At 61.1% G+C, this 17,241-nt stretch carries 22 protein-coding genes and 1 pseudogene; 13 read left to right on the top strand and 10 right to left on the bottom strand.

The window, feature by feature from the left end; genetic code table 11:
* Position 1 precedes the first annotated feature (1 nt).
* Both cdaA and folP read right to left on the bottom strand, forming a co-directional pair.
* Complete coding sequence (cdaA, locus tag IC231_RS03305; RefSeq protein ID WP_190783175.1) at positions 2 to 847, bottom strand: diadenylate cyclase CdaA; 846 nt, start codon at positions 845 to 847, stop codon at positions 2 to 4.
* Positions 844 to 1,764, bottom strand: coding sequence for a dihydropteroate synthase (folP, locus tag IC231_RS03310; protein ID WP_211538829.1), 921 nt, complete (start codon positions 1,762 to 1,764; stop codon positions 844 to 846). Before folP ends, cdaA begins: the two co-directional genes overlap by 4 nt.
* Positions 1,765 to 1,871: 107 nt before the next feature.
* On the opposite strand from folP, the gene IC231_RS03315 reads away from it, so the two are divergent.
* The 5 genes from IC231_RS03315 (at position 1,872) to IC231_RS03335 (ending at position 6,209) form a co-directional block, all read left to right on the top strand.
* Entirely contained in the window at positions 1,872 to 2,450 is a 579-nt protein-coding gene (locus IC231_RS03315) for a DUF1599 domain-containing protein (protein WP_190783176.1), read from the top strand.
* A 160-nt stretch (positions 2,451 to 2,610) separates the two neighbouring features.
* Positions 2,611 to 3,717: a BT_3928 family protein gene (locus IC231_RS03320; RefSeq protein ID WP_185888466.1), complete on the top strand. Its 1,107-nt coding sequence runs from the start codon at positions 2,611 to 2,613 to the stop codon at positions 3,715 to 3,717.
* A 140-nt stretch (positions 3,718 to 3,857) separates the two neighbouring features.
* Entirely contained in the window at positions 3,858 to 4,913 is a 1,056-nt protein-coding gene (locus tag IC231_RS03325) for an ABC transporter permease (protein ID WP_185888467.1), read from the top strand.
* 6 nt (positions 4,914 to 4,919) lie between these two features.
* On the top strand, positions 4,920 to 5,462 hold the full coding sequence (locus tag IC231_RS03330) for a shikimate kinase (protein ID WP_190783177.1): 543 nt from the start codon (positions 4,920 to 4,922) through the stop codon (positions 5,460 to 5,462).
* A 138-nt stretch (positions 5,463 to 5,600) separates the two neighbouring features.
* Positions 5,601 to 6,209 (top strand): sterol desaturase family protein, encoded by a 609-nt coding sequence (locus IC231_RS03335; RefSeq protein WP_211538832.1) that lies wholly within the window; start codon positions 5,601 to 5,603, stop codon positions 6,207 to 6,209.
* A gap of 197 nt (positions 6,210 to 6,406) precedes the next feature.
* On the opposite strand, the gene IC231_RS03340 is transcribed toward IC231_RS03335, so the two are convergent.
* From IC231_RS03340 to IC231_RS03365, 6 genes are all read right to left on the bottom strand, one after another.
* A complete protein-coding gene (locus IC231_RS03340) occupies positions 6,407 to 6,580 on the bottom strand; it encodes a hypothetical protein (RefSeq protein WP_190783179.1) in 174 nt (57 codons plus the stop codon).
* Positions 6,581 to 6,933: 353 nt separating this feature from the next.
* The gene (locus IC231_RS03345; RefSeq protein ID WP_190783180.1) at positions 6,934 to 7,650 is read right to left on the bottom strand and encodes a VIT1/CCC1 transporter family protein; all 717 of its coding nucleotides are present in this window, start codon (positions 7,648 to 7,650) and stop codon (positions 6,934 to 6,936) included.
* 104 nt (positions 7,651 to 7,754) lie between these two features.
* Positions 7,755 to 9,020: a DUF3570 domain-containing protein gene (locus tag IC231_RS03350; protein ID WP_190783181.1), complete on the bottom strand. Its 1,266-nt coding sequence runs from the start codon at positions 9,018 to 9,020 to the stop codon at positions 7,755 to 7,757.
* A gap of 95 nt (positions 9,021 to 9,115) precedes the next feature.
* A complete protein-coding gene (locus tag IC231_RS03355; protein ID WP_190783182.1) occupies positions 9,116 to 9,361 on the bottom strand; it encodes a DUF4266 domain-containing protein in 246 nt (81 codons plus the stop codon).
* Entirely contained in the window at positions 9,358 to 10,422 is a 1,065-nt protein-coding gene (locus IC231_RS03360) for an FAD:protein FMN transferase (protein ID WP_190783183.1), read from the bottom strand. Before IC231_RS03360 ends, IC231_RS03355 begins: the two co-directional genes overlap by 4 nt.
* Positions 10,423 to 10,427: 5 nt before the next feature.
* Complete coding sequence (locus IC231_RS03365; RefSeq protein ID WP_190783184.1) at positions 10,428 to 10,886, bottom strand: thioredoxin family protein; 459 nt, start codon at positions 10,884 to 10,886, stop codon at positions 10,428 to 10,430.
* Between the two features lie 397 nt (positions 10,887 to 11,283).
* On the opposite strand from IC231_RS03365, the gene IC231_RS03370 reads away from it, so the two are divergent.
* On the top strand, positions 11,284 to 12,096 hold the full coding sequence (locus IC231_RS03370) for a universal stress protein (RefSeq protein WP_190783185.1): 813 nt from the start codon (positions 11,284 to 11,286) through the stop codon (positions 12,094 to 12,096).
* Positions 12,097 to 12,283: 187 nt separating this feature from the next.
* Here the strand turns inward: IC231_RS03370 and IC231_RS03375 are convergent, their stop codons facing one another.
* Entirely contained in the window at positions 12,284 to 13,033 is a 750-nt protein-coding gene (locus IC231_RS03375) for an XRE family transcriptional regulator (protein WP_190783186.1), read from the bottom strand.
* A 71-nt stretch (positions 13,034 to 13,104) separates the two neighbouring features.
* Here IC231_RS03375 and IC231_RS03380 point away from each other — a divergent pair, with 71 nt between their 5' ends.
* The 6 genes and pseudogenes from IC231_RS03380 to IC231_RS03405 all read left to right on the top strand — a co-directional run.
* Entirely contained in the window at positions 13,105 to 13,329 is a 225-nt protein-coding gene (locus IC231_RS03380) for a hypothetical protein (RefSeq protein ID WP_190783187.1), read from the top strand.
* A gap of 26 nt (positions 13,330 to 13,355) precedes the next feature.
* The gene (locus IC231_RS03385; RefSeq protein ID WP_190783188.1) at positions 13,356 to 13,742 is read left to right on the top strand and encodes a hypothetical protein; all 387 of its coding nucleotides are present in this window, start codon (positions 13,356 to 13,358) and stop codon (positions 13,740 to 13,742) included.
* Positions 13,739 to 14,134 carry a hypothetical protein gene (locus tag IC231_RS03390; RefSeq protein WP_187314375.1) on the top strand — a complete coding sequence of 132 codons (396 nt, stop codon included), beginning with the start codon at positions 13,739 to 13,741 and terminating at the stop codon, positions 14,132 to 14,134. Before IC231_RS03385 ends, IC231_RS03390 begins: the two co-directional genes overlap by 4 nt.
* A 110-nt stretch (positions 14,135 to 14,244) precedes the next feature.
* Positions 14,245 to 14,832: a hypothetical protein gene (locus IC231_RS03395; RefSeq protein WP_190783189.1), complete on the top strand. Its 588-nt coding sequence runs from the start codon at positions 14,245 to 14,247 to the stop codon at positions 14,830 to 14,832.
* Positions 14,829 to 15,686 (top strand): hypothetical protein, encoded by an 858-nt coding sequence (locus IC231_RS03400; RefSeq protein ID WP_190783190.1) that lies wholly within the window; start codon positions 14,829 to 14,831, stop codon positions 15,684 to 15,686. The genes IC231_RS03395 and IC231_RS03400 overlap by 4 nt, the downstream gene beginning before the upstream one ends.
* 18 nt (positions 15,687 to 15,704) lie before the next feature.
* A pseudogene (locus tag IC231_RS03405) lies at positions 15,705 to 16,418 on the top strand (replicative DNA helicase); the annotation flags it as partial.
* Here the strand turns inward: IC231_RS03405 and IC231_RS20405 are convergent.
* Positions 16,360 to 16,911, bottom strand: a complete 552-nt coding sequence (locus IC231_RS20405; protein WP_223831319.1) for a thermonuclease family protein — start codon at positions 16,909 to 16,911, stop codon at positions 16,360 to 16,362. The pseudogene IC231_RS03405 and the gene IC231_RS20405 overlap by 59 nt on opposite strands.
* 70 nt (positions 16,912 to 16,981) lie before the next feature.
* Here IC231_RS20405 and IC231_RS03410 point away from each other — a divergent pair, with 70 nt between their 5' ends.
* On the top strand, positions 16,982 to 17,176 hold the full coding sequence (locus IC231_RS03410; RefSeq protein WP_190783192.1) for a hypothetical protein: 195 nt from the start codon (positions 16,982 to 16,984) through the stop codon (positions 17,174 to 17,176).
* The last annotated feature ends 65 nt before the right edge of the window (positions 17,177 to 17,241 follow it).

Raw genomic sequence — 17,241 nt, forward strand, 5'->3', positions numbered from 1 at the left:
ACTACGCCGCTACTTCTGCTGCCGAGGAAGTCGGGGAGGAAGCGGCTGGCTTGGGCGCGGCATCAAACAGGAACTCATTGAGGCGGGCACGCAGGTCGGCGGGCGCCAGGTTGCGGAACACTTCACCACCGCGCACCAAGGAAATCTGGCCGGTTTCCTCGCTCACTACCAGCACCACCGCATCAGTTACTTCTGTGAGGCCGATGGCCGCGCGGTGACGCAGACCCAAGGCCGCCGGGACGTCAGGGTTTTCGCTCACGGGCAGAATGCAGCGCGCTGCTTTGATGCGGCCCCGGCTGATAATAACTGCCCCATCATGCAGCGGGGAGTTTTTGTTGAAAATGCTCAGCAGCAGGCGTTTGCTGACCGCCGCATCAATCAGGTCGCCGGTGTCGCCGAAGGGCTTGAGGTCGGAAGCCAGGCTAAAGGCGATGAGCGCGCCGGTCTGCTTACCGGCCAGGCTTTTGGCGGCTTCCACGAAGGGGGTCACGCTGAGCCGCTCGGCCGCCTCGGTGTCGCGGCGCCACGGAAACACGCGCATCCGCTCAAAGGCCGTGGCCTTACCGATATTGAGCAGAAACCGCCGGATTTCCTGCTGAAACAGAATGATGCCGGCCAGCACGCCCACACTCATAAACTGCCCCAGAATGCTGGTCAGCAGCTCCATGCCGGCGGCTTTTACTACCAGATAAAACAGGTAGATGGACATAAAGCCCAGAAAAATCTTCAGCGCCACGCTCCCTGTCAGCAGCTTATACAGCTGATAAAACAGCACCGTGACCAGCAGAACGTCCACGACGTCTATCCAGCCGATGCGCAGGAAGCCGATGGAGAAGGAGCCAATCACGACGAAAGCTGCGGGTAAGTGGTGGAAACAAGCTGCACGGTCTGCACAGCTTCCGCCACGTCGTGTACGCGCAGCAGCCGCGCCCCGTTGAGCAGCGCCAGCGCATTGACGGCAATAGTACCCGTGAGGGCTGCATCGGGCGAGAGGCCAAGTGGCTTATACACGAGGGTTTTCCGCGAAAGGCCCGCCAGAATGGGCAGCCCCAGCACCCGCAGCTCGGGCAGGCGCCGCAGCAGCTCGTGGCTCTGGGCCGGCGTTTTGGCAAAGCCGAAGCCAGGGTCCAGCACTACATCCGTAACACCAGCAGCACGCAGCACGGCCAGCTTGTCGCGGAAGTAGCGCGCCATTTCCAGCACAATGTCGCCCTCGTAATGGGTTTGCTGGGCCATGGTCTGGGGCGTGCCCCGCATGTGCATCAGAATGTAAGGCACCCCCAGGCGGCCCGCCGTTGGCAGCATCTCGGGGTCCAGCTCGCCGCCGCTGATGTCGTTGAGAATGTCGGCGCCGGCCGCCACTGCTTCCGATGCCACGCCGGACCGAAACGTATCGACCGAGAGAATTGCTTCCGGAAAGGCGCGGCGCACGGCTTCTACAGCGGGCAGCAGGCGGCGCTTTTCCTCGTCTTCGGTAATATCCTCGGCGCCAGGCCGGGACGAATAGCCGCCCAGGTCGAGCACGGCGGCACCGGCCTGCAGCATGGCTTCGGCGCGGCGCAACAGCTCATCTGCGTTGCCAATCCGGTTGCCTTCGAAGAACGAGTCCGGCGTCAGATTCAGGATGCCCATCACCTGCGGCCGGCGCAAATCGAGCACTCGTCCGCCGGGGCAGCGCAGGGTTTGCGCAGCCGGGAAACACGTATCTTGCACGGCCTGGAGCATGGTTTCGGGCAGAAAGGAACGTCGGGCAGCGCGGAGCATTCCGCTGGCTAACGTTGCGGTGGTACTTACATTACTTACGAGCGAGATACTTCGCTACGCTCAGCACGACGGGCGGTGCGGTTTCTCAACAAAATAGGCTGAAAAACTTGGAGAATCAAACCCAGCACGACTACGACCGGATAATAGCACAGTGTCGCGCCCTGTTTCTGGCTAAAACCCACGACTACGGCACGGCCTGGCGCATCATGCGGCTGCCGAGCATCACCGACCAGATTTACATCAAGGCCCAGCGCATCCGCAGCATCCAGGAAAAGGGCACGCAGCTGGTGGCCGACGACGTGGATGGCGAGTTCGTGGCCATCATCAACTACTGCGTTATTGCCCTGATGCAGTTGCGCCTGCCTGCGGATGCGCCGTTGGACCTGGCCCCGGAAGAAGTGGCTGCGGCCTATGAGGAGGAAGCGGCCGAAAACCGCCGCCTACTCTTCGCCAAAAACCACGACTACGGCGAAGCCTGGCGGCAAATGCGTATCGAAAGCATCACGGACATCATCCTGATGAAGCTGCACCGCACCAAGCAGATTGAGGACTTGGCCGGCGCCACCCGCGTATCGGAAGGGGTGGAGGCCAACTACCGCGATATGCTCAACTACGCCGTGTTTGTGCTCATTAAGCGGGGCTGGGCCAGCGCTGCTCCCGTTCCGCCAGCCGCAAGCAGCCACTAGCCCCAGCGCTGCGTATTTGATGCGTGGCCGGAAACAGTGCTTTGGCAGTGCTGTTTACTGGCGGGTTTGCAGTTTCTTTGCTTTACTTACCCGCGGCAACCGCCTGTTGTAGAGCCGTGCCCGCTCCATCTGTTCGTTACTCCGTCACCTCACACCGTCCATGAAACTATTCACGAAAGTCTGCTGGCTGCTGCTGGGGGCGCTGTTTATCTTCTCCGGCCTGATTAAGCTGAACGACCCGGTGGGCACGGCCCTGAAGCTGGAGGAATATTTTGAAGTATTTGCCGTCGACTTCGGCAGCTTTTTTCTGATTTTCAAGGATTATGCCCGCACCATCAGCATCTTCCTCAGCTCGCTGGAAGTAGTGCTGGGTGTGGCGCTGCTGCTGCGCTGGATGCTGCGCCAGACGATGTGGGTGCTGCTGGGCCTGCTCCTCTTCTTCGCCTTCCTGACCTTCTACTCGGCCGCCTTCAACAAGGTGACGGATTGCGGCTGCTTCGGCGACTTCATCAAGCTCACGCCGTGGCAGTCGTTTGCCAAGGATATGGTGCTGCTGGGCATGTGGCTGGTGGTGTTTTTCAACTACCGCTACCTGCGCTATAGCTTTGCCAAAGGCCAGCTGGGCGTAGTGTATATCACGCTGGCCTGGGCCGTAGCTATTGGCATTGGAGTACGCGCATTGGGCCACTTGCCCTATTTCGATTTCCTGCCCTACAAAGTCGGCAACGACATTGGCAAGCTGATGAAGCCCTTGGAGCAGGCCCGCTACCAGTATGTGATGGAGCGCAACGGCGAAACCAAAACCTTCGACCAGTACCCCACCGACTCGACGTGGAAATACAAGAGCATGGAAGTGCTGAACCCAGAGAAGTCCAAGCCTCTCATTACCGATTTTGAGGTGTCGGATGTGGATGGCAACTCGTTTACGCAGGAGCTGCTGACCGGCAACAAGCTGGTGCTCATTGTGCAGAATACCAACAAGACCGACCGGGAGCGGTTCAAGGTCATCAATACATTGCTGGCAGAAGCGGCGAAGTCGCGTCGCAAGATTCAGGTTCTGACCATCACCAGCACCAGCCCCGCCAAGTTCGATACGTTCCGCCACGATGTGAACCTGGCCACGCCCTACTACTTCGCCGACGCTACTGTACTTAAGTCCATGATTCGCTCGAACCCCGGCCTGATGGTGCTGCAGGACGGCAAAGTGCTGGCCAAATACCACTACCACGACATTCCGGCGTTGTTCAACGTCGAGAAGCTGTTTTAATTTTTAGTGATGAGGTGATGAGGTAAATGGTGACAGGTAACACGTGACAGGTGCCTGAAACGGTTGAGGAGCAGAGCTATTCACCCCATCACCATTTACCTGTTACCATTTACCTCATCACCCCATTCACCTGAAGCCTAATGCTCTCCTTTGTTCTGCGCCGGCTCGGACATGGCCTGCTGATTCTGGCGGGTGTGGCTCTGACGGTATTCTTCCTGTTTCAGGTGTTGCCCGGCGACCCGGTGGCCCTGCTGGCCGGCCAGCGTTCCGACGCGGCCACCCGCGCCGCCATTGCCGCCGACCTTGGCCTCGACCAGCCCATGCCCGCGCAGCTGCTCGGCTACCTCAACGATGTGTCGCCGCTGGGCGTGCACCCGCGCGACTCGGCTGGTACGGCTAAGTACGGCGGCTTCACGCTGCTCCCGCTCGGCGACAACGCTGTGGTGCTGAAAACGCCCTACCTGCGCCGCTCTTTCCAGAGCAACAAAGAAGTGCTGACCATTCTGCTCGACCATTTTACGGGCACGCTGTGGCTGGCACTGGCCGCCATGCTGCTGGCCGCCGTGCTCGGCATTACGTTCGGCATAGTGGCAGCCCTCAAGCCGCATTCCTGGCTCGATAGAGCGTTGATTACGACTTCAGTGCTCGGAATTTCGGTTCCTTCGTTTGTAGCGGGCATCCTGATTGCCATTACGTTTGGGTTCTATTGGAGCCACTGGACTGGCCTCAACCTGACCGGGCAGCTATTTGAGAATGATGCTTTCACGGGCCGCCACTTGGTGCTGCGTAATCTGCTGCTGCCGGCCTTTGCGCTGGGTATCCGGCCGCTGGCTGTCATCACGCAGCTTACCCGCTCCTCTATGCTCGATGTGCTGGGCCAGGACTACATCCGCACGGCACGGGCCAAAGGACTTTCCAGCTACCAAACGGTAGTGGGCCACGCACTGAAAAATGCGCTGAACCCTGTCGTAACCGCTGTATCGGGCTGGCTGGCTTCGCTGATGGCAGGGGCTTTCTTCATTGAGTACATCTTCAACTGGAAGGGCTTGGGTACGGTCACACTGCGGGCCGTCGAGAACCTCGATTTTCCGGTCGTGATGGGCGCTACCATCTTCATTGCCGCGCTGTTTGTGCTGGTTAATATTGCCGTAGACGTGCTCTATGCTGTGCTCGACCCGCGCGTCCGGCTTTCCTGATTGCGCATGAACTCAGTTCCTCCCTTCCACCAGCTCCACCTGATTGGCATGCCTGGCGCCGGCAAAACCACGCTGGGCCGGGCGCTGGCTGTGGCTTACGAAGTGCCGTTTCTGGACCTCGACGAAGAAATAACCCGTCGGGAAGGCCGCAGTGTAGCCGATATTTTTGCGCAGGAAGGCGAGGCATATTTCCGGGAGCGGGAGGCAGCGGTACTGCGGGAAGTGTTGCAGCAGCCGGGTAGCTTCGTGCTGGCCACGGGTGGCGGTACACCCTGCTTCCACCACAACCTGGAAGCATTGCTGGAGAAGGGGCTGGTATTGTACTTGGAGGTGCCGGTACCCGAGTTGGTACGGCGTATTCTGGCAACAGGCGCTACCCGGCCGTTGCTGGCAGCGGCTCCCACGGCCGAGGCGTTGGCTACGCGCCTGGATGAAACCTTGCGCGCCCGAAAACAGTTTTACGCCCGTGCACCGTTGTGCTGCACAGCGCCATCCTGCACCTTAGAAGACGTGCGGCACCTGCTCAGCACTTATCAGACAACGGGCTGATTTCCTCTTTGCGCCACGGGTTTACGCAATGCTGCGTACTTTTGGCCCTTGAATCAGATACTTGCTTCCATGAACCAGACTGCTTCCGCTGCTCCTCCCTCTGACACGAAACCCCGGCCAGCTGCTGCTGCGGGCCCGGTGAAACCGAAACATAAAGGTTCGGCCCAGCTGTTTGAGAATCCGATGCTGGAGCGGCTCACGCACACGCATATTGCCGCTCCGCTCAGCATCTTTTTCGCGGTGGCGGCCGTGAGCCTCTACTACAGCCTGAGCCGGGGACTACTAACCGGCTTGGCCGCTTTCGGGCTGTTTCTGGCCGGGTGGTTCCTCTTCACGCTGGTCGAGTACCTGATGCACCGCTACGTGTACCATATCAAGGCTGACACGCCGGGTAAGGCGAAGTTTCAGTATACCATGCACGGTGTCCATCATGAGTATCCGAAGGACAAAACACGCTTGGCCATGCCGCCGATCCTGACAGTATTCGTAGCGTCGCTGCTGTTCTTTATCTTCTACTTCACATTCGGCAATGCGGGCTTTGGGCTGCTGGCAGGCTTCGTGTTCGGGTATGCGCTGTACCTGTTCGTGCATTACGCCATTCATGTCTATTCGCCCCCAAAAAACTTCCTGAAAGTATGGTGGCACCACCATGCCCAGCACCACTACCGCCAAGACGAAATTGCCTTTGGCGTGAGCACCACCCTGTGGGACCACATAGTGGGCACCATGCCTGATAAGAAGAGTTAGCCATTTGTAGCTTCCAAAACACAAAACGCCTGCCGTGAAGACGGCAGGCGTTTTGTGTTTTATGACTGCAGTGTTAGGAACTATGCGCGAAGGAGCAACGGTGCGACTGGTAAACGGCTTCGGAGCGGAATACCACCCGTTTTGTGGGTGAGCGTAGCGCTAGGAACGAGGAAACTAAAGCCGTGGGCAGGTGCGTGCTAGCGCCGGATGCGGCTTACCACAAGCCAAAGCAACAGCACCACCAGGAATACGCCAATAATGCCCGTCCAGGCACCGGCTTTAAAGATGGTGCCAATGGCGTCGCAGCTGCTCAGAGAAAAGGTGAGCAGCACCAGCAGGGCCAAAAGGAAGGGAAATCGGGTACGCAGCATGGCAGGGAGAGGAGAAGTGAGGAAAAATGCCGCCGCAACTGCCGGCAGCACTCTACAGGCATACTGCGCTATTCTCGAAAAGGTTAGCGCCAGCCCGGCCCGGCGCTTCTGAGTGGCACGGTACCCCGTGCATTAGTAAGGTCTGTAGCGGCCAACAGCCAGACCTTAGGTACCTGGCTGCCGTGCACAACCAGCATCTGGGGCCCGTAGTTTTAAGCTTCGGAAAATGCCCTGATGCGGTGGTTTTTCGCGTAGTGAGCTGCAAATCCGGATGTTCGCTAAGTCCGGTAGAGAGGTGCGGACCAGCTTACTCGGGGCATACACGTGGCGGCAGCCCCGGAATGGAGGAGGTGTCAGTCGAGCTGCCGGGCAACGAAAAAGGCAGCGGCAGCGGCCAGTGCTCCGGTTCCGGCCATTTTCAGAGCGCCCCACACAGGCGGCTGGCCGGTTATGCGGCTCTTGAAGTAGCCAAACACTAGCAGGCACAGCAGCGTAATCATCGCCGACCACAGCAGGCCCTGCGCCGGCGAATCGGTCACGAAATAGGCGCTAAGCGGAATCAGGCCCCCCACGGCATAGGCTATGCTAATGGTGGCGGCGCTTTTCGGTGCCTGTTTCGGATCGGGCTTCTCCAGGCCCAGCTCATACTTCATCATGAACTGCACCCAGTGTTCGGGGTTGGCGGTCAATTCCCGTACGGCAGCGGCGCGGGTTTCCGCCGAAAGGCCCATTTCAGCCAGCAGCTCGTCCACTTCCGCACGTTCGGTTTCAGGCACCTCCTGCACTTCGCGGTGCTCCCGCTCCAGCTCCGACGCATAGTGCTCAATTTCCGTGCGCCCGGCCAGGTAGCCACCCAGTCCCATGGCAATGGAGCCGGCTACCACTTCCGCCAGCCCCGCCGTGATGACCAGATCCGAAGACTGGACCGCACCGCTCAGGCCCGCCGCCAGGGCAAAAGGCACCGTCAGGCCATCAGAAAGCCCGATTACAATGTCCTGCAACACAGCAGAGCTGGTCAGGTGGTCTTCAGGATGAGGGTGTGCGTGCGGATGTGCGTGCGGAACGGCCATAACAGTACGGTAAGAAGAAAGTAAACCTCCGGCTACTGACGTGCGCCCCGGTTGCCGCATCGGCCCAGCAACAGGTAGCGCCCCTGAAACTACTGGTATCCGGCTTATGGCAGGACAAACGACAGGTCGGCGCTGATGAGGTTGGCGGTCAGGCCGGTGCTCTGGCGATAATAGGCGTAGCGGATATCAACGGCCTTAAACTTAGCCACGCGGCCCCCAAACGGCGTTTTGAAGCGCCCGATGCCGTACACGGGCGAGTAGCGCAGACCCAGCCCCACCTTGTTGGCCGAGAAATCGGCCAGGTCGTAGTCGGAAGTGTAGTACTGCTCGGTGGTGCTGTGAGCCAGGTAGGGCGCGAAATAGTCGGCGGCGGTTTGGGTGTGGTACCGGTAGAAAGGGTATAGCACGAAAAACGGCGTCACTTTCACCGGCGCTTCCAGCTCAAAGGTGTGGGCCGTGATACCGAAGTTGTCGTTGTAGAAGCGGTAGTAGCCGCGCAGCTGCACTAGGTCGGTAGCGTAGTAGTTCAGGCGCAGGCCCACCGGGTACTTGAGGCGCTGGTCGGGCAGCCGCTCGGTGCGGGCCGTGCCCAGCGCGCCACCGGTTTCCTTGAAATACACTCGGTGGAACGGCGTGCTTAGGAGCCCGTTCTGGGCCACCAGCTCGGTACTGATAGACGCCTGCAGCCGCTGGGTAAGCACCTGCGAGTACACGAGGCTCAGGTTGTAGCTCTGGCGTGTCGTGCCGCCCTCCTCGGGCTGAACGCCGCGCAGCTCGGCGGGCTGAATAATCGTGACCTGATCGAAAAAGGCTTGGCCCGCCACGCTCAATTCCCGGTTGCCATCCTGCGACGTCCGCGCCCAGGAACCCGATACGTTGAAGGAAAGGTAGTCGTACTCGGAGGAAAAGCCCCCACCCACGCCCACGATGGTCCGCTTGTCAGCCAGCTGGCGCGAGAGGCCTAGGTCCACGTGGTAGCGCGTGTCGCTCGATGAGGGCGTGGACAGTACCTGGTCAATCCGGTCGGTGGAGGCTGAGGCGTAGTAATCCAGGCCCACGTTGGCCGAGAGGCGCGTAACCGAGTCGAGTGGAATGTTCAGGATGATGGTGGGCGTGAAATCGGTGAGCTGCTGGGTGCCGATGCCGCCCTCCACCGCGCCATTATTGCCATCCTGGGAGTAGTAGCTGCTGAGAATGTTGACCTCGGTTTCGCCGTGGTTGCTGGGGTTGGGCGGGCTGGGAGCGGTGGTGCTGGGCGTGCCATAGCCATCTATGCGGTTGGGCGTGGGGGTGGCTTGCGCAAAAACCAGCGCGGGCAGAGTCATCAGAGCCAGCAGCAGGCCAGCGGATGGGAAGGTAGTGCGGAGCATGGGAAATCAGGTAACAATGAGCAATTAGTGCTGCGCAGTTAGGCAGCAGAGGCGGAACACGCTTGTTCAATACTCCTGCCTGACTGCGTCTGGTATCAGTTGCAGCCGCAGCCGCCGCCTACTTTGCCGCCATTGGCACCGCCGGCCCCTTCGCGGTAGCTCTCAAAATTGGTTTCGTACACTTCCACGCGCTTGTTGGCCAGCTTCATGTCCTCATCATTGAGGTACACTTTCTGGTATGCCGCCACCGATACGCAACTCGTCAGAGAGCAGCCAGCAGCTAGCAGCACAGCCCCCAGCAGCAGCCGGACCGGGATATTGGGCGAAAACAAATGGGTCATGGTTTGGGGGCCGCGGCGGCCGGAGAGGGTTGCGTGTAGTAGTTAGCCTGCATGCCGCGCGAAGTGAGCGTGCGGCCATCGTTGGTGATGAGTGTGCAATCCACACCTTTAAGTGTGTTGATGAAGGCCAGGCCGGCTTCCGGCCCCTTCACGAATACTACCTCGTCGAGGCCATCGGCCAGCTCCACATCGGGGCAGATGATGGTAACGGAGCGCAGGCCCGTAGCCGGGTAGCCGGTTTTGGGGTCGATGATGTGGCCGTAGTACTTGCCACCCACCGTGAAATACTGCTCGTAGTTGCCGGCCGTCACTACTGCCACGTCGCTCACCGTCAGCCACGACGATACCGACTGCGGATGCGCCGGGTCGCCGATGGCAATGCGCCAGAGCGAGCCGTCGGCCTGCCGCCCCCAGCACGAAACGTCGCCCGAGCCATTAATCAGGCCGCCCTGAATGCCCAGCTGCTTCATCAGGGCCTGGGCGCGGCGCACGCCGTAGCCCTGCAGGATGCCGGCCAGGTTCAGGCGCATGCCTTTGTCCTGCAGCATCACCGAATGCGTAGCCGGGTCGAGCAGCACCTTGCGGTAGTCGATGCGGGCCACGGATGCTTTTACCACTTCCGGAGCCGGCAATGCGGCGTGCTCTTTCTTATCGAACTTGTAAATTTTCTCGCCCCCGGCGAAAGTGATATCGAAAGCTCCACCGCTGAGCACCGAAAGCTTAAGTGTGCGCTGAATCAGGTCATACACTTCCTGGTCAACCACCACCGGCCGCAGACCGGCGGCGCGGTTCACCTGGGTTATCTGTGAGGTCGAGTCCCAGTACGAGCACAACCGGTCAATACGCTGGGCTTCCCGGATACCCGCCCGGATGGCGCGCCACGCCAGCGAGTCATCGGCTGAAACAGCCGTAAACGTGAAGTGCGAGCCCATCAAGTGGGCCGAGCGGGTGAAGTTGCGGGGCTTGGCGGCTGAGGTCTGGGCCTGTACCTGCGCCGTGCCGCTAAGCAGCAGGCCCAGGAGCAGCCCGCCGCGTATACGCCGGAAGAAGGGGCGGAGCATGGTGCTTATTTTGTAGTCAGCAGCTGGGTCAGGTAGGCATCGTAAGCGGCCACGCCGCCAGGACGGTAGCCGGTTTTGGCCAGCACCTTGCCTTCGGGCGAGAGCAGCACTACCAGCGGAAAGGCCCCTTCCTTGTTGAGCTGGGCGGCAGCCTGCTCATTCACCTTGGTCTGTTCGCCGGAAAGCTTATTTTTCTTGCTGCGCGGAAAATCGAAGCGAGCCAGCACAAACCTGTCTTTGGCAAACTGTGCAAACTCGGGCTTGTCGAATACTTCCTGCTTGAGCATGATACAGGGCTTGCACCAGTCGGAACCCGAAAACACGGCCAGCACGGGCTTGTTGGTGGCTTTGGCCTGCTGCAGCGCCTGCACTAGGTCTGTATTCCAGGAAATGCCGGTAGGCACCTGCGCACGAGCACCGGTGAAGGATAGCAGGAAAAGCAGGCAGAAGGTGAGAATGCGCATAGCGGAGAAATTAAAACCAGATTAAATCCTGGCCGTTGCAATCATACGACGAATGGACGAGCATGATTCCATTTCAGGAATATTATCGGCTGCCGAAAGCTGAACGGTTACGTATTGCCATGCAGTACAGGTAGTTGTGAAATATGGCTGAGCAGTTCTAAGAAGGCGTACACGGTACCACAACAAGCCAAAACCGCCGGACTGAGGTACTGCTGCAAGGTGCAGGGAAGCTGGCGCTACTGTTCCGCTCCGAGTCGTTTCCGGCGGTAGCAATGATACGCAGCAGATACGGGGCGCAAATTGATGGTATTCACTCGGCAGGCTGATTTTTGTCATGCGGCCGGCCATTTCAGTTTCTGTATTTTGCTCTCCGTTTCTCCCTCACTGCACTCGTTTTATGGCCACTTCTCTGCTGATTCTCACCGATTTTTTTCAGGCCTCCAACCGCGCCCTCGACTACGCCACCAACCTGGCCGGGCCGCTGGGGGCTCGTCTTGTGCTGCTACATGTGCGCCGCGACTCTATCATCGACCCGGAAATGTTTACCGGCGAGCTGTCGAACCTGAGCAAGGAAGCCATTGCGCTGGCCCTGAGTACTGTTTCAGGTAACCTCTCGGTACCGGTAGTGGCCGAAGTGGGGCACGGCCGCGTGGCGTCTGCCGTAGCCGATGCCGTCAGCCGTCACCACCCGGCCCTGATCGTACTGGGACGCCCCGATTACACTGATACCCCCGACGAACTGGTGCAGACCACCGCTTTGGATATTCTCCGGACTACGCCTTATCCCATGCTGGTCGTGCCGCACGGCGTGGCCACCGTGTCGCCGCCCCGGCGGGTACTGCTGGCTGTCGATGGGGAGCCATTCACCTTGGGCGAGTATGCCGGCGCAGCGCGTCACCTGCTCACAGACCTGGGGGCCGAACTGACCGTGCTGCACGTCGCCAAAGATGCTTCCGATGCCGACGCGGTACTGGATACGGTGCTGCGTACAGGCCTCACAACTGATCTGCAGGCGCTGGTGCGCACGCGCACAGTGGCCGCTGCCAACCCCGCCACTGGTATCCTGCAGGCTGCCGTTTCCGATGATTTTGATCTGGTAGTCCTGATTGCCCGGCAGCGCAGTTTTCTCGGTACCCTGTTTCACCGCAGCGTAACGGCACATGTGCTGCTGCACAGCTCGCTGCCAGTACTGGTGTTGCCAGCAAAATAACCATACGCTGCCAGTCAGATATAAACGAAAAATGCCCGCCGATAAAGGCGGGCATTTTTCACTCTTGGCGCTCCCTCCTGGGAACGCGAAATTGCTTATACAGGCTTTTAAAGCGGTTTTAGGCAGTGAATTGTCCCGGTTTATGTCCCGATATCAGCTTGTGTCCCGGTTTTGTGCTCTCCCGAAGTTAAATCACGTCGGCGTGGAAAATTCGCACCACCCGCCACATATATCGAATGTCTTCCCCGGCCACCGGCAGGCTGCCGGCGTTGGGGTTGTCGGCGTGCAGCACCAGAATGCCCCGCTCCAGAATATCGTTGCTCTTCACCCGCTTAATGGTGAGCTGGTTGCCGAACGCTACCACGTACACCCCACTCGTAGCGTACTTAACATCCGCCAGTCCCACGCGCACCCCCACCACGCGCATGCCTGAGCGTAGCTGCGGCTCCATCGAGTCCCCGTCGATTTCAAAGCCCAGCGTCCCCGGCTTGCGCATATCAGGTGTCGGGTCGTAGATGCGCACAATGTCCAGGCTCTCGAACTGGTTGAGTCCGCCGCCGTCATCCATCAAATCCAGGAAGCTACCGCGCACCTTGCAGGCCACGAACTGAATGTCCAGGTAGTCGCCTTCATCAAGGCTGGCCAGCACTTTCACGTTGCCGCCCACCGGGCTGAACTCCTCCATCGGGCCGCTGCCGAACCACAGCCAGTTGCGGCTGATGCCCAGCTTGTCCACGATGGTTTCCAGCGCTTCGTTGCTGGGTTGATGCCGGCCGCCCTCCAGTTGCGTGATCAACGGCCGCGACACGCCCAGCAGATCCGCCATTTCCTGCTGCGTCATGCCCCGCGACTGGCGCACCACTTTCAGCCGCTCGCCAATGGTGAGCGAGGGCAGGGGCGTAATGGCGCTGATCTTTTTTTTCTCGGCCGGTATCATTTGCAACTCTTGGTAACTTTTACTTACATTTGGATTGATTGATCCTCGCAAATGTAACAATAAAATTCCAAATGCAACAACTTGAAACTACCTCCCCACCACCCGACCTCCGGGCCCTACTGCCCCACGGCGCTATTTCGGACATCGCCCGCCAGCTCAACATCTCCCACGCGGCCGTTTCCAAGGCCCTGCAGAAGGGTCGGCCGGCGCACCCGGCCGTAGCTGAGGCCGTGCGCCTGATCAAGGCCGCCGGCAGCCAGCAGGTCCAGCACGACCTCACCCAACTCAAGCCCTAACCACTTACTTCAATTCCTCTTCGGTTATGATGCTCCTTATCGAAGCCAATAAGCCCTATCCTCGCCGCCCGCTGCCGCCGGCGCCCTACCTACTCGAAGAACCCCGCAAGGCCACGGCGGCCCTGGAGGCCGCAGTCCGGAAATGCCCGCCCAGAGACTTTACCAGTTCTGCTTCCCGCCCCACGCCCGCCCAGCGCTACGAGCTGGGCTGCACCCTCGACAGCCCTTTCCTCACCCACCGCGAAGCTGTTTGGCTGGATCTGTGGCAGTACGAGTTCGACGCCGCCACCACCGCTAAGGCACTCCGTCAGCTCAAGCGCATCATCCGTCACCGCGAGGCGTCCGGCATTGCCCCAGTGCGCTACAAGGGCGGCATCTTCTTCCCCGAACAACTCACGCCCCCGCAGCCATGACTGAGCTATCCACCACCACGGCTGACGGCCTGCACATCACCGTACGCCTGCCCGACGACCACGCCTGGGTGCGCGAGTCGCTGGAGAAAGCCTGCGCCGCCGAGGCCCGCCGCCAACTCGAAACGGCTCCTACGCCTGACCCGGCCTACTCAGTACCCCGCACGGCCGCGCTGCTCGACCTGCACCCCGAAACCCTGCGCGACTACATGCGCCTGCCCGAGCACCACCCGCGCCGCCTGCACTACCTCGCGGGCGAATCCAGCCGCGGCGACCGGGTGCTGCTGTCCCAGATCCACGACTGGCAGCGCCGCAACCGCACCGATGGCGAGCCAGTCGCCGCCCCCGGTCCCCGCGCCAAGCGCGGCCGTCGCTCCCCCTTCCGCCCGGTATAAAAGGCCTTAACTGCCTACTCATAACTGCCTGGCTCCCAGATCGTATGCTTCCCCGCTTCCCCTGGAGAGGGGCCGGGGGTGAGGCTCTACCCATTACTCTATCCCGCGTCATGTCCCAGCTACTTCCCATCGTCGGCCCGGATAGTCCGGAGGCCACCACGTCCATCATCACTATCCAGAAGGTCAAAGTCAAAGACCAGCACTTGACCTGCGAATTCACAGAGCAGCGCACCCAGGAGGCGCCGGCCCGCGCCTTTGCCCTGACCTGCACCGAGCAGGTGCACCCCGACCTCACCCACGCCCTCAGCCGCCTGGTGCCGCACCTATGTCTGCTCACCGAGCAGCTCACTGAAACGCCCGACTTCTGGCCCGACGAGTCCGAGGAACTGCCTGCCCTGTTCGGGTCCTTCACCGTCACCGGCTTCTCGGTGGTCCGCAATCAGGGCGGCGTAACACTCATCGGCCAGCGCGAGCTGTCCGGCGGCCGCGTGCTCAATCTGACCACGCCCTACCAGTCCTTCGACGACGAGCAGGCCAGCTATTCCTACACCGGCCTGCTCGAAACCACTCTGACCACGGCTTTAGCTGAAGTGGAAGCCGCCCTGCGCGGCAAGTGCACTGAGTACCGTCAACTCGACCTATTCGAGCAGCCTGCTACCACTAGTGTTCTGTTGGTGCCCACGCCGTCGCCCGCATGAAGCTTCCGGCTATCCAGTTCTACCCCGGCGACTGGCACAAAGACCAGGGCGTTCAAGCCCTCGACCTTGCGCAGCGCGGGGCCTGGTTTGAGCTGCTGCTGATGATGCACGACTCGGACGAGCGGGGCGTGCTACTCGTCAACGGCCAACCCATGCCCGATACCGTCATTGCCCGCCGCCTGGGTTTGGATAACCAAACCGCCAACCAAATTCTAACCACCCTGCTCGCCTACGGCGTGGCCAGCCGCCGCGAGTCCGACGGCGCTCTGTACTGCCGCCGCATGGTAAAGGATGAAAACCTGCGCCAGGTGCGTACAGCCGCCGGCAAAAAGGGTGGCAACCCACGTTTGCTTAACCAAACCCCCAACCAAACCCCAACCACCGGGGATAAGCAAATCCCAACCCCTTCATTTTCATCTTCACTTACATCTTCAATAAAAGAGAGGGCAGCTGACGCTACCCCGCCCGCGCCCGCCCTTATTTCGGAAAAGTCAGAGTCCGAAGAAAGGAAATCGTCAGGCTCCCCCTCCCAACAGGAGAGGGGGTCGGGGGGTGAGGCAAAACGCCAGAAAGTCCCGCCCACACTCGCCGAAATCCAGGCCTACGCCGCCGAGCAGCAACCCAACAGCCCCGACGCCCAAACTGAAGCCGCTGCCTTCCATGACCACTACGAGAGCAACGGCTGGCGTGTGAGCGGCAAAACCCCCATGGCCGACTGGCGCGCCGCCTTCCGCGGCTGGATGCGCCGCCGCCCCCAGTTCCAGGCCGCCGGCCTCCACGGCCCCAGCCCAGCCACGCCCCCGGCTCGCGCCCGTACCGCCCCCAAACCCGCCGACCCCACCCGGTGGAGTTAACCTACCATGCTGCCGCCCATGCAACCAGCCAAGTTCAGCGCATCCGCTCGTCCCACCGTTTCCGCGCCCACCGGCGGCCATCTGCCTCCCCAGGCGCTGGAGTTAGAGGCTGCTGTTCTCGGGGCCGCTTTGCTCGAAGCCCCGGCCCAGCGCACGCTGCTGGCCACGCTGCCTACTGAGGAGGTGTTCTATTCAGCCGCCCACCAGCAGGTGTACCTGGCCATCCGCGACCTGGTGCAGGCGGGCCAGCAGGCCGACCTGCTCACCGTTGTGCAGCAGCTGCGTCACCGGGGCACGCTGGAGCGCACCGGTGGCCCACACTTCATTGCCCAGCTGACGCAGAAAGTCAACTCCGCCGCCCACCTCGACAGCCATTGTCGTATCCTGCAGGAGCAGCACGCCCGCCGCGTGGTCATCCGCGCCGGCTCGGAGCTGGCCGCCTATGGCTACGACAACACGCGCGACCCGCTCGAACTACTGGCCACCGCCCAAACGCACCTCACCACCCTGAACCGTACCCTCGAAACCCGGCCCGGCCAGACGGCCGCCGCCGCTTTCGACGCCACGTTTGACCGCCTCGCCCAGGCCGTGCAGCAGCACGGTCTCACCGGTATTCCTACCGGCCTCACCCAGCTCGACGGCCTCACCGGCGGTTGGCAACCTTCCGACCTCATTATCCTGGCGGCCCGGCCGGCCATGGGCAAAACCGCTGCCCTGCTGCATTTCGCCCGCACCGCCGCCCGCGCCGGGCGGCCACCGCCGCCGCCTGCTGCGCCGCCCGGCCCGCCACCCGGCGCTTCGGGTCCCAGGCCCACGCCCAGCCGCGCACCACCAGCAGCGAGTCCAGCGCCAGCGCCGGCTTACCGGCCACTGGCAGCCACACCATGGCCAGCGTCCGGCCATACAGGTCCATGCCCCGCCGCGTCAGCAGCACCGTTCTATTTGAGTTGAGGAGCCGGGCCACCGAGTCGGCCGACTGGGGCCCGAAAGGCTGGTCCGGCTCCGGCGCATCCACTCCCGCCAGCCGCACCCGGTACGTGGTGCCTCCGGCCAGCACATCGTAGGTGTCGGCGTCCACCACCCGTACCACCCGGCCTGCTTCTTCCGCTGGTGCTGTGGTGGCACGGCTGGCCGGGAGCAGGCTCTTCACGGCTGCTTCGCCTAGTCCGAAACCAGTCGCAATCAGAAGCAACCACCCGCTGAAATACAGTGCTTTATCTTTCATATCACGAACCTACAAGCAGCTTTTGACCGTTGTATATTCGTTCGTCCCAATCGCCCCAAGCTGCCCTAAGATGCCCCAGGTTTGCCTTTATCCTAAAGACGTTGCCCAGCTTACCGGCACCGGCTACGACGCCGGCAAGCGCCTCTTACAGCGCATCCGCATCAAGCTTAACAAGCCCGCCCGGGCCTACGTTTCAGTAGCCGAATTCTGCGCGTACACGAGCCTGCCAGAGGCTGAAGTAGCTGCCGCGTTGAACCGAGGCTGAAGGCACCCTGAAGGCACCTAGCAGCCAGTTAATAGTATGTTGCGCGATTCACGTGACGCGACTGC

Origin of the sequence: Hymenobacter duratus, from assembly GCF_014698995.1 — a bacterium.
In the GTDB taxonomy this organism is placed as follows: domain Bacteria; phylum Bacteroidota; class Bacteroidia; order Cytophagales; family Hymenobacteraceae; genus Hymenobacter; species Hymenobacter duratus.

What these genes read in the sequence shown, in the direction of transcription:
- IC231_RS03345 (WP_190783180.1), bottom strand. Translation starts at nt 7,650, where the DNA reads ATGGCCGTTCCGCACGCACATCCGCACGCACACCCTCATCCTGAAGAC.
- IC231_RS03370 (WP_190783185.1), top strand. Translation starts at nt 11,284, where the DNA reads ATGGCCACTTCTCTGCTGATTCTCACCGATTTTTTTCAGGCCTCCAAC.
- IC231_RS03360 (WP_190783183.1), bottom strand. Translation starts at nt 10,422, where the DNA reads ATGCTCCGCCCCTTCTTCCGGCGTATACGCGGCGGGCTGCTCCTGGGC.
- IC231_RS03380 (WP_190783187.1), top strand. Translation starts at nt 13,105, where the DNA reads ATGCAACAACTTGAAACTACCTCCCCACCACCCGACCTCCGGGCCCTA.
- IC231_RS03410 (WP_190783192.1), top strand. Translation starts at nt 16,982, where the DNA reads ATGCCCCAGGTTTGCCTTTATCCTAAAGACGTTGCCCAGCTTACCGGC.
- IC231_RS03320 (WP_185888466.1), top strand. Translation starts at nt 2,611, where the DNA reads ATGAAACTATTCACGAAAGTCTGCTGGCTGCTGCTGGGGGCGCTGTTT.
- IC231_RS03325 (WP_185888467.1), top strand. Translation starts at nt 3,858, where the DNA reads ATGCTCTCCTTTGTTCTGCGCCGGCTCGGACATGGCCTGCTGATTCTG.
- IC231_RS03375 (WP_190783186.1), bottom strand. Translation starts at nt 13,033, where the DNA reads ATGATACCGGCCGAGAAAAAAAAGATCAGCGCCATTACGCCCCTGCCC.
- IC231_RS03390 (WP_187314375.1), top strand. Translation starts at nt 13,739, where the DNA reads ATGACTGAGCTATCCACCACCACGGCTGACGGCCTGCACATCACCGTA.
- IC231_RS03355 (WP_190783182.1), bottom strand. Translation starts at nt 9,361, where the DNA reads ATGACCCATTTGTTTTCGCCCAATATCCCGGTCCGGCTGCTGCTGGGG.
- IC231_RS03385 (WP_190783188.1), top strand. Translation starts at nt 13,356, where the DNA reads ATGATGCTCCTTATCGAAGCCAATAAGCCCTATCCTCGCCGCCCGCTG.
- IC231_RS03395 (WP_190783189.1), top strand. Translation starts at nt 14,245, where the DNA reads ATGTCCCAGCTACTTCCCATCGTCGGCCCGGATAGTCCGGAGGCCACC.
- folP (WP_211538829.1), bottom strand. Translation starts at nt 1,764, where the DNA reads ATGCTCCGCGCTGCCCGACGTTCCTTTCTGCCCGAAACCATGCTCCAG.
- IC231_RS03330 (WP_190783177.1), top strand. Translation starts at nt 4,920, where the DNA reads ATGAACTCAGTTCCTCCCTTCCACCAGCTCCACCTGATTGGCATGCCT.
- IC231_RS03365 (WP_190783184.1), bottom strand. Translation starts at nt 10,886, where the DNA reads ATGCGCATTCTCACCTTCTGCCTGCTTTTCCTGCTATCCTTCACCGGT.
- IC231_RS03400 (WP_190783190.1), top strand. Translation starts at nt 14,829, where the DNA reads ATGAAGCTTCCGGCTATCCAGTTCTACCCCGGCGACTGGCACAAAGAC.
- IC231_RS03350 (WP_190783181.1), bottom strand. Translation starts at nt 9,020, where the DNA reads ATGCTCCGCACTACCTTCCCATCCGCTGGCCTGCTGCTGGCTCTGATG.
- IC231_RS03340 (WP_190783179.1), bottom strand. Translation starts at nt 6,580, where the DNA reads ATGCTGCGTACCCGATTTCCCTTCCTTTTGGCCCTGCTGGTGCTGCTC.
- IC231_RS20405 (WP_223831319.1), bottom strand. Translation starts at nt 16,911, where the DNA reads ATGAAAGATAAAGCACTGTATTTCAGCGGGTGGTTGCTTCTGATTGCG.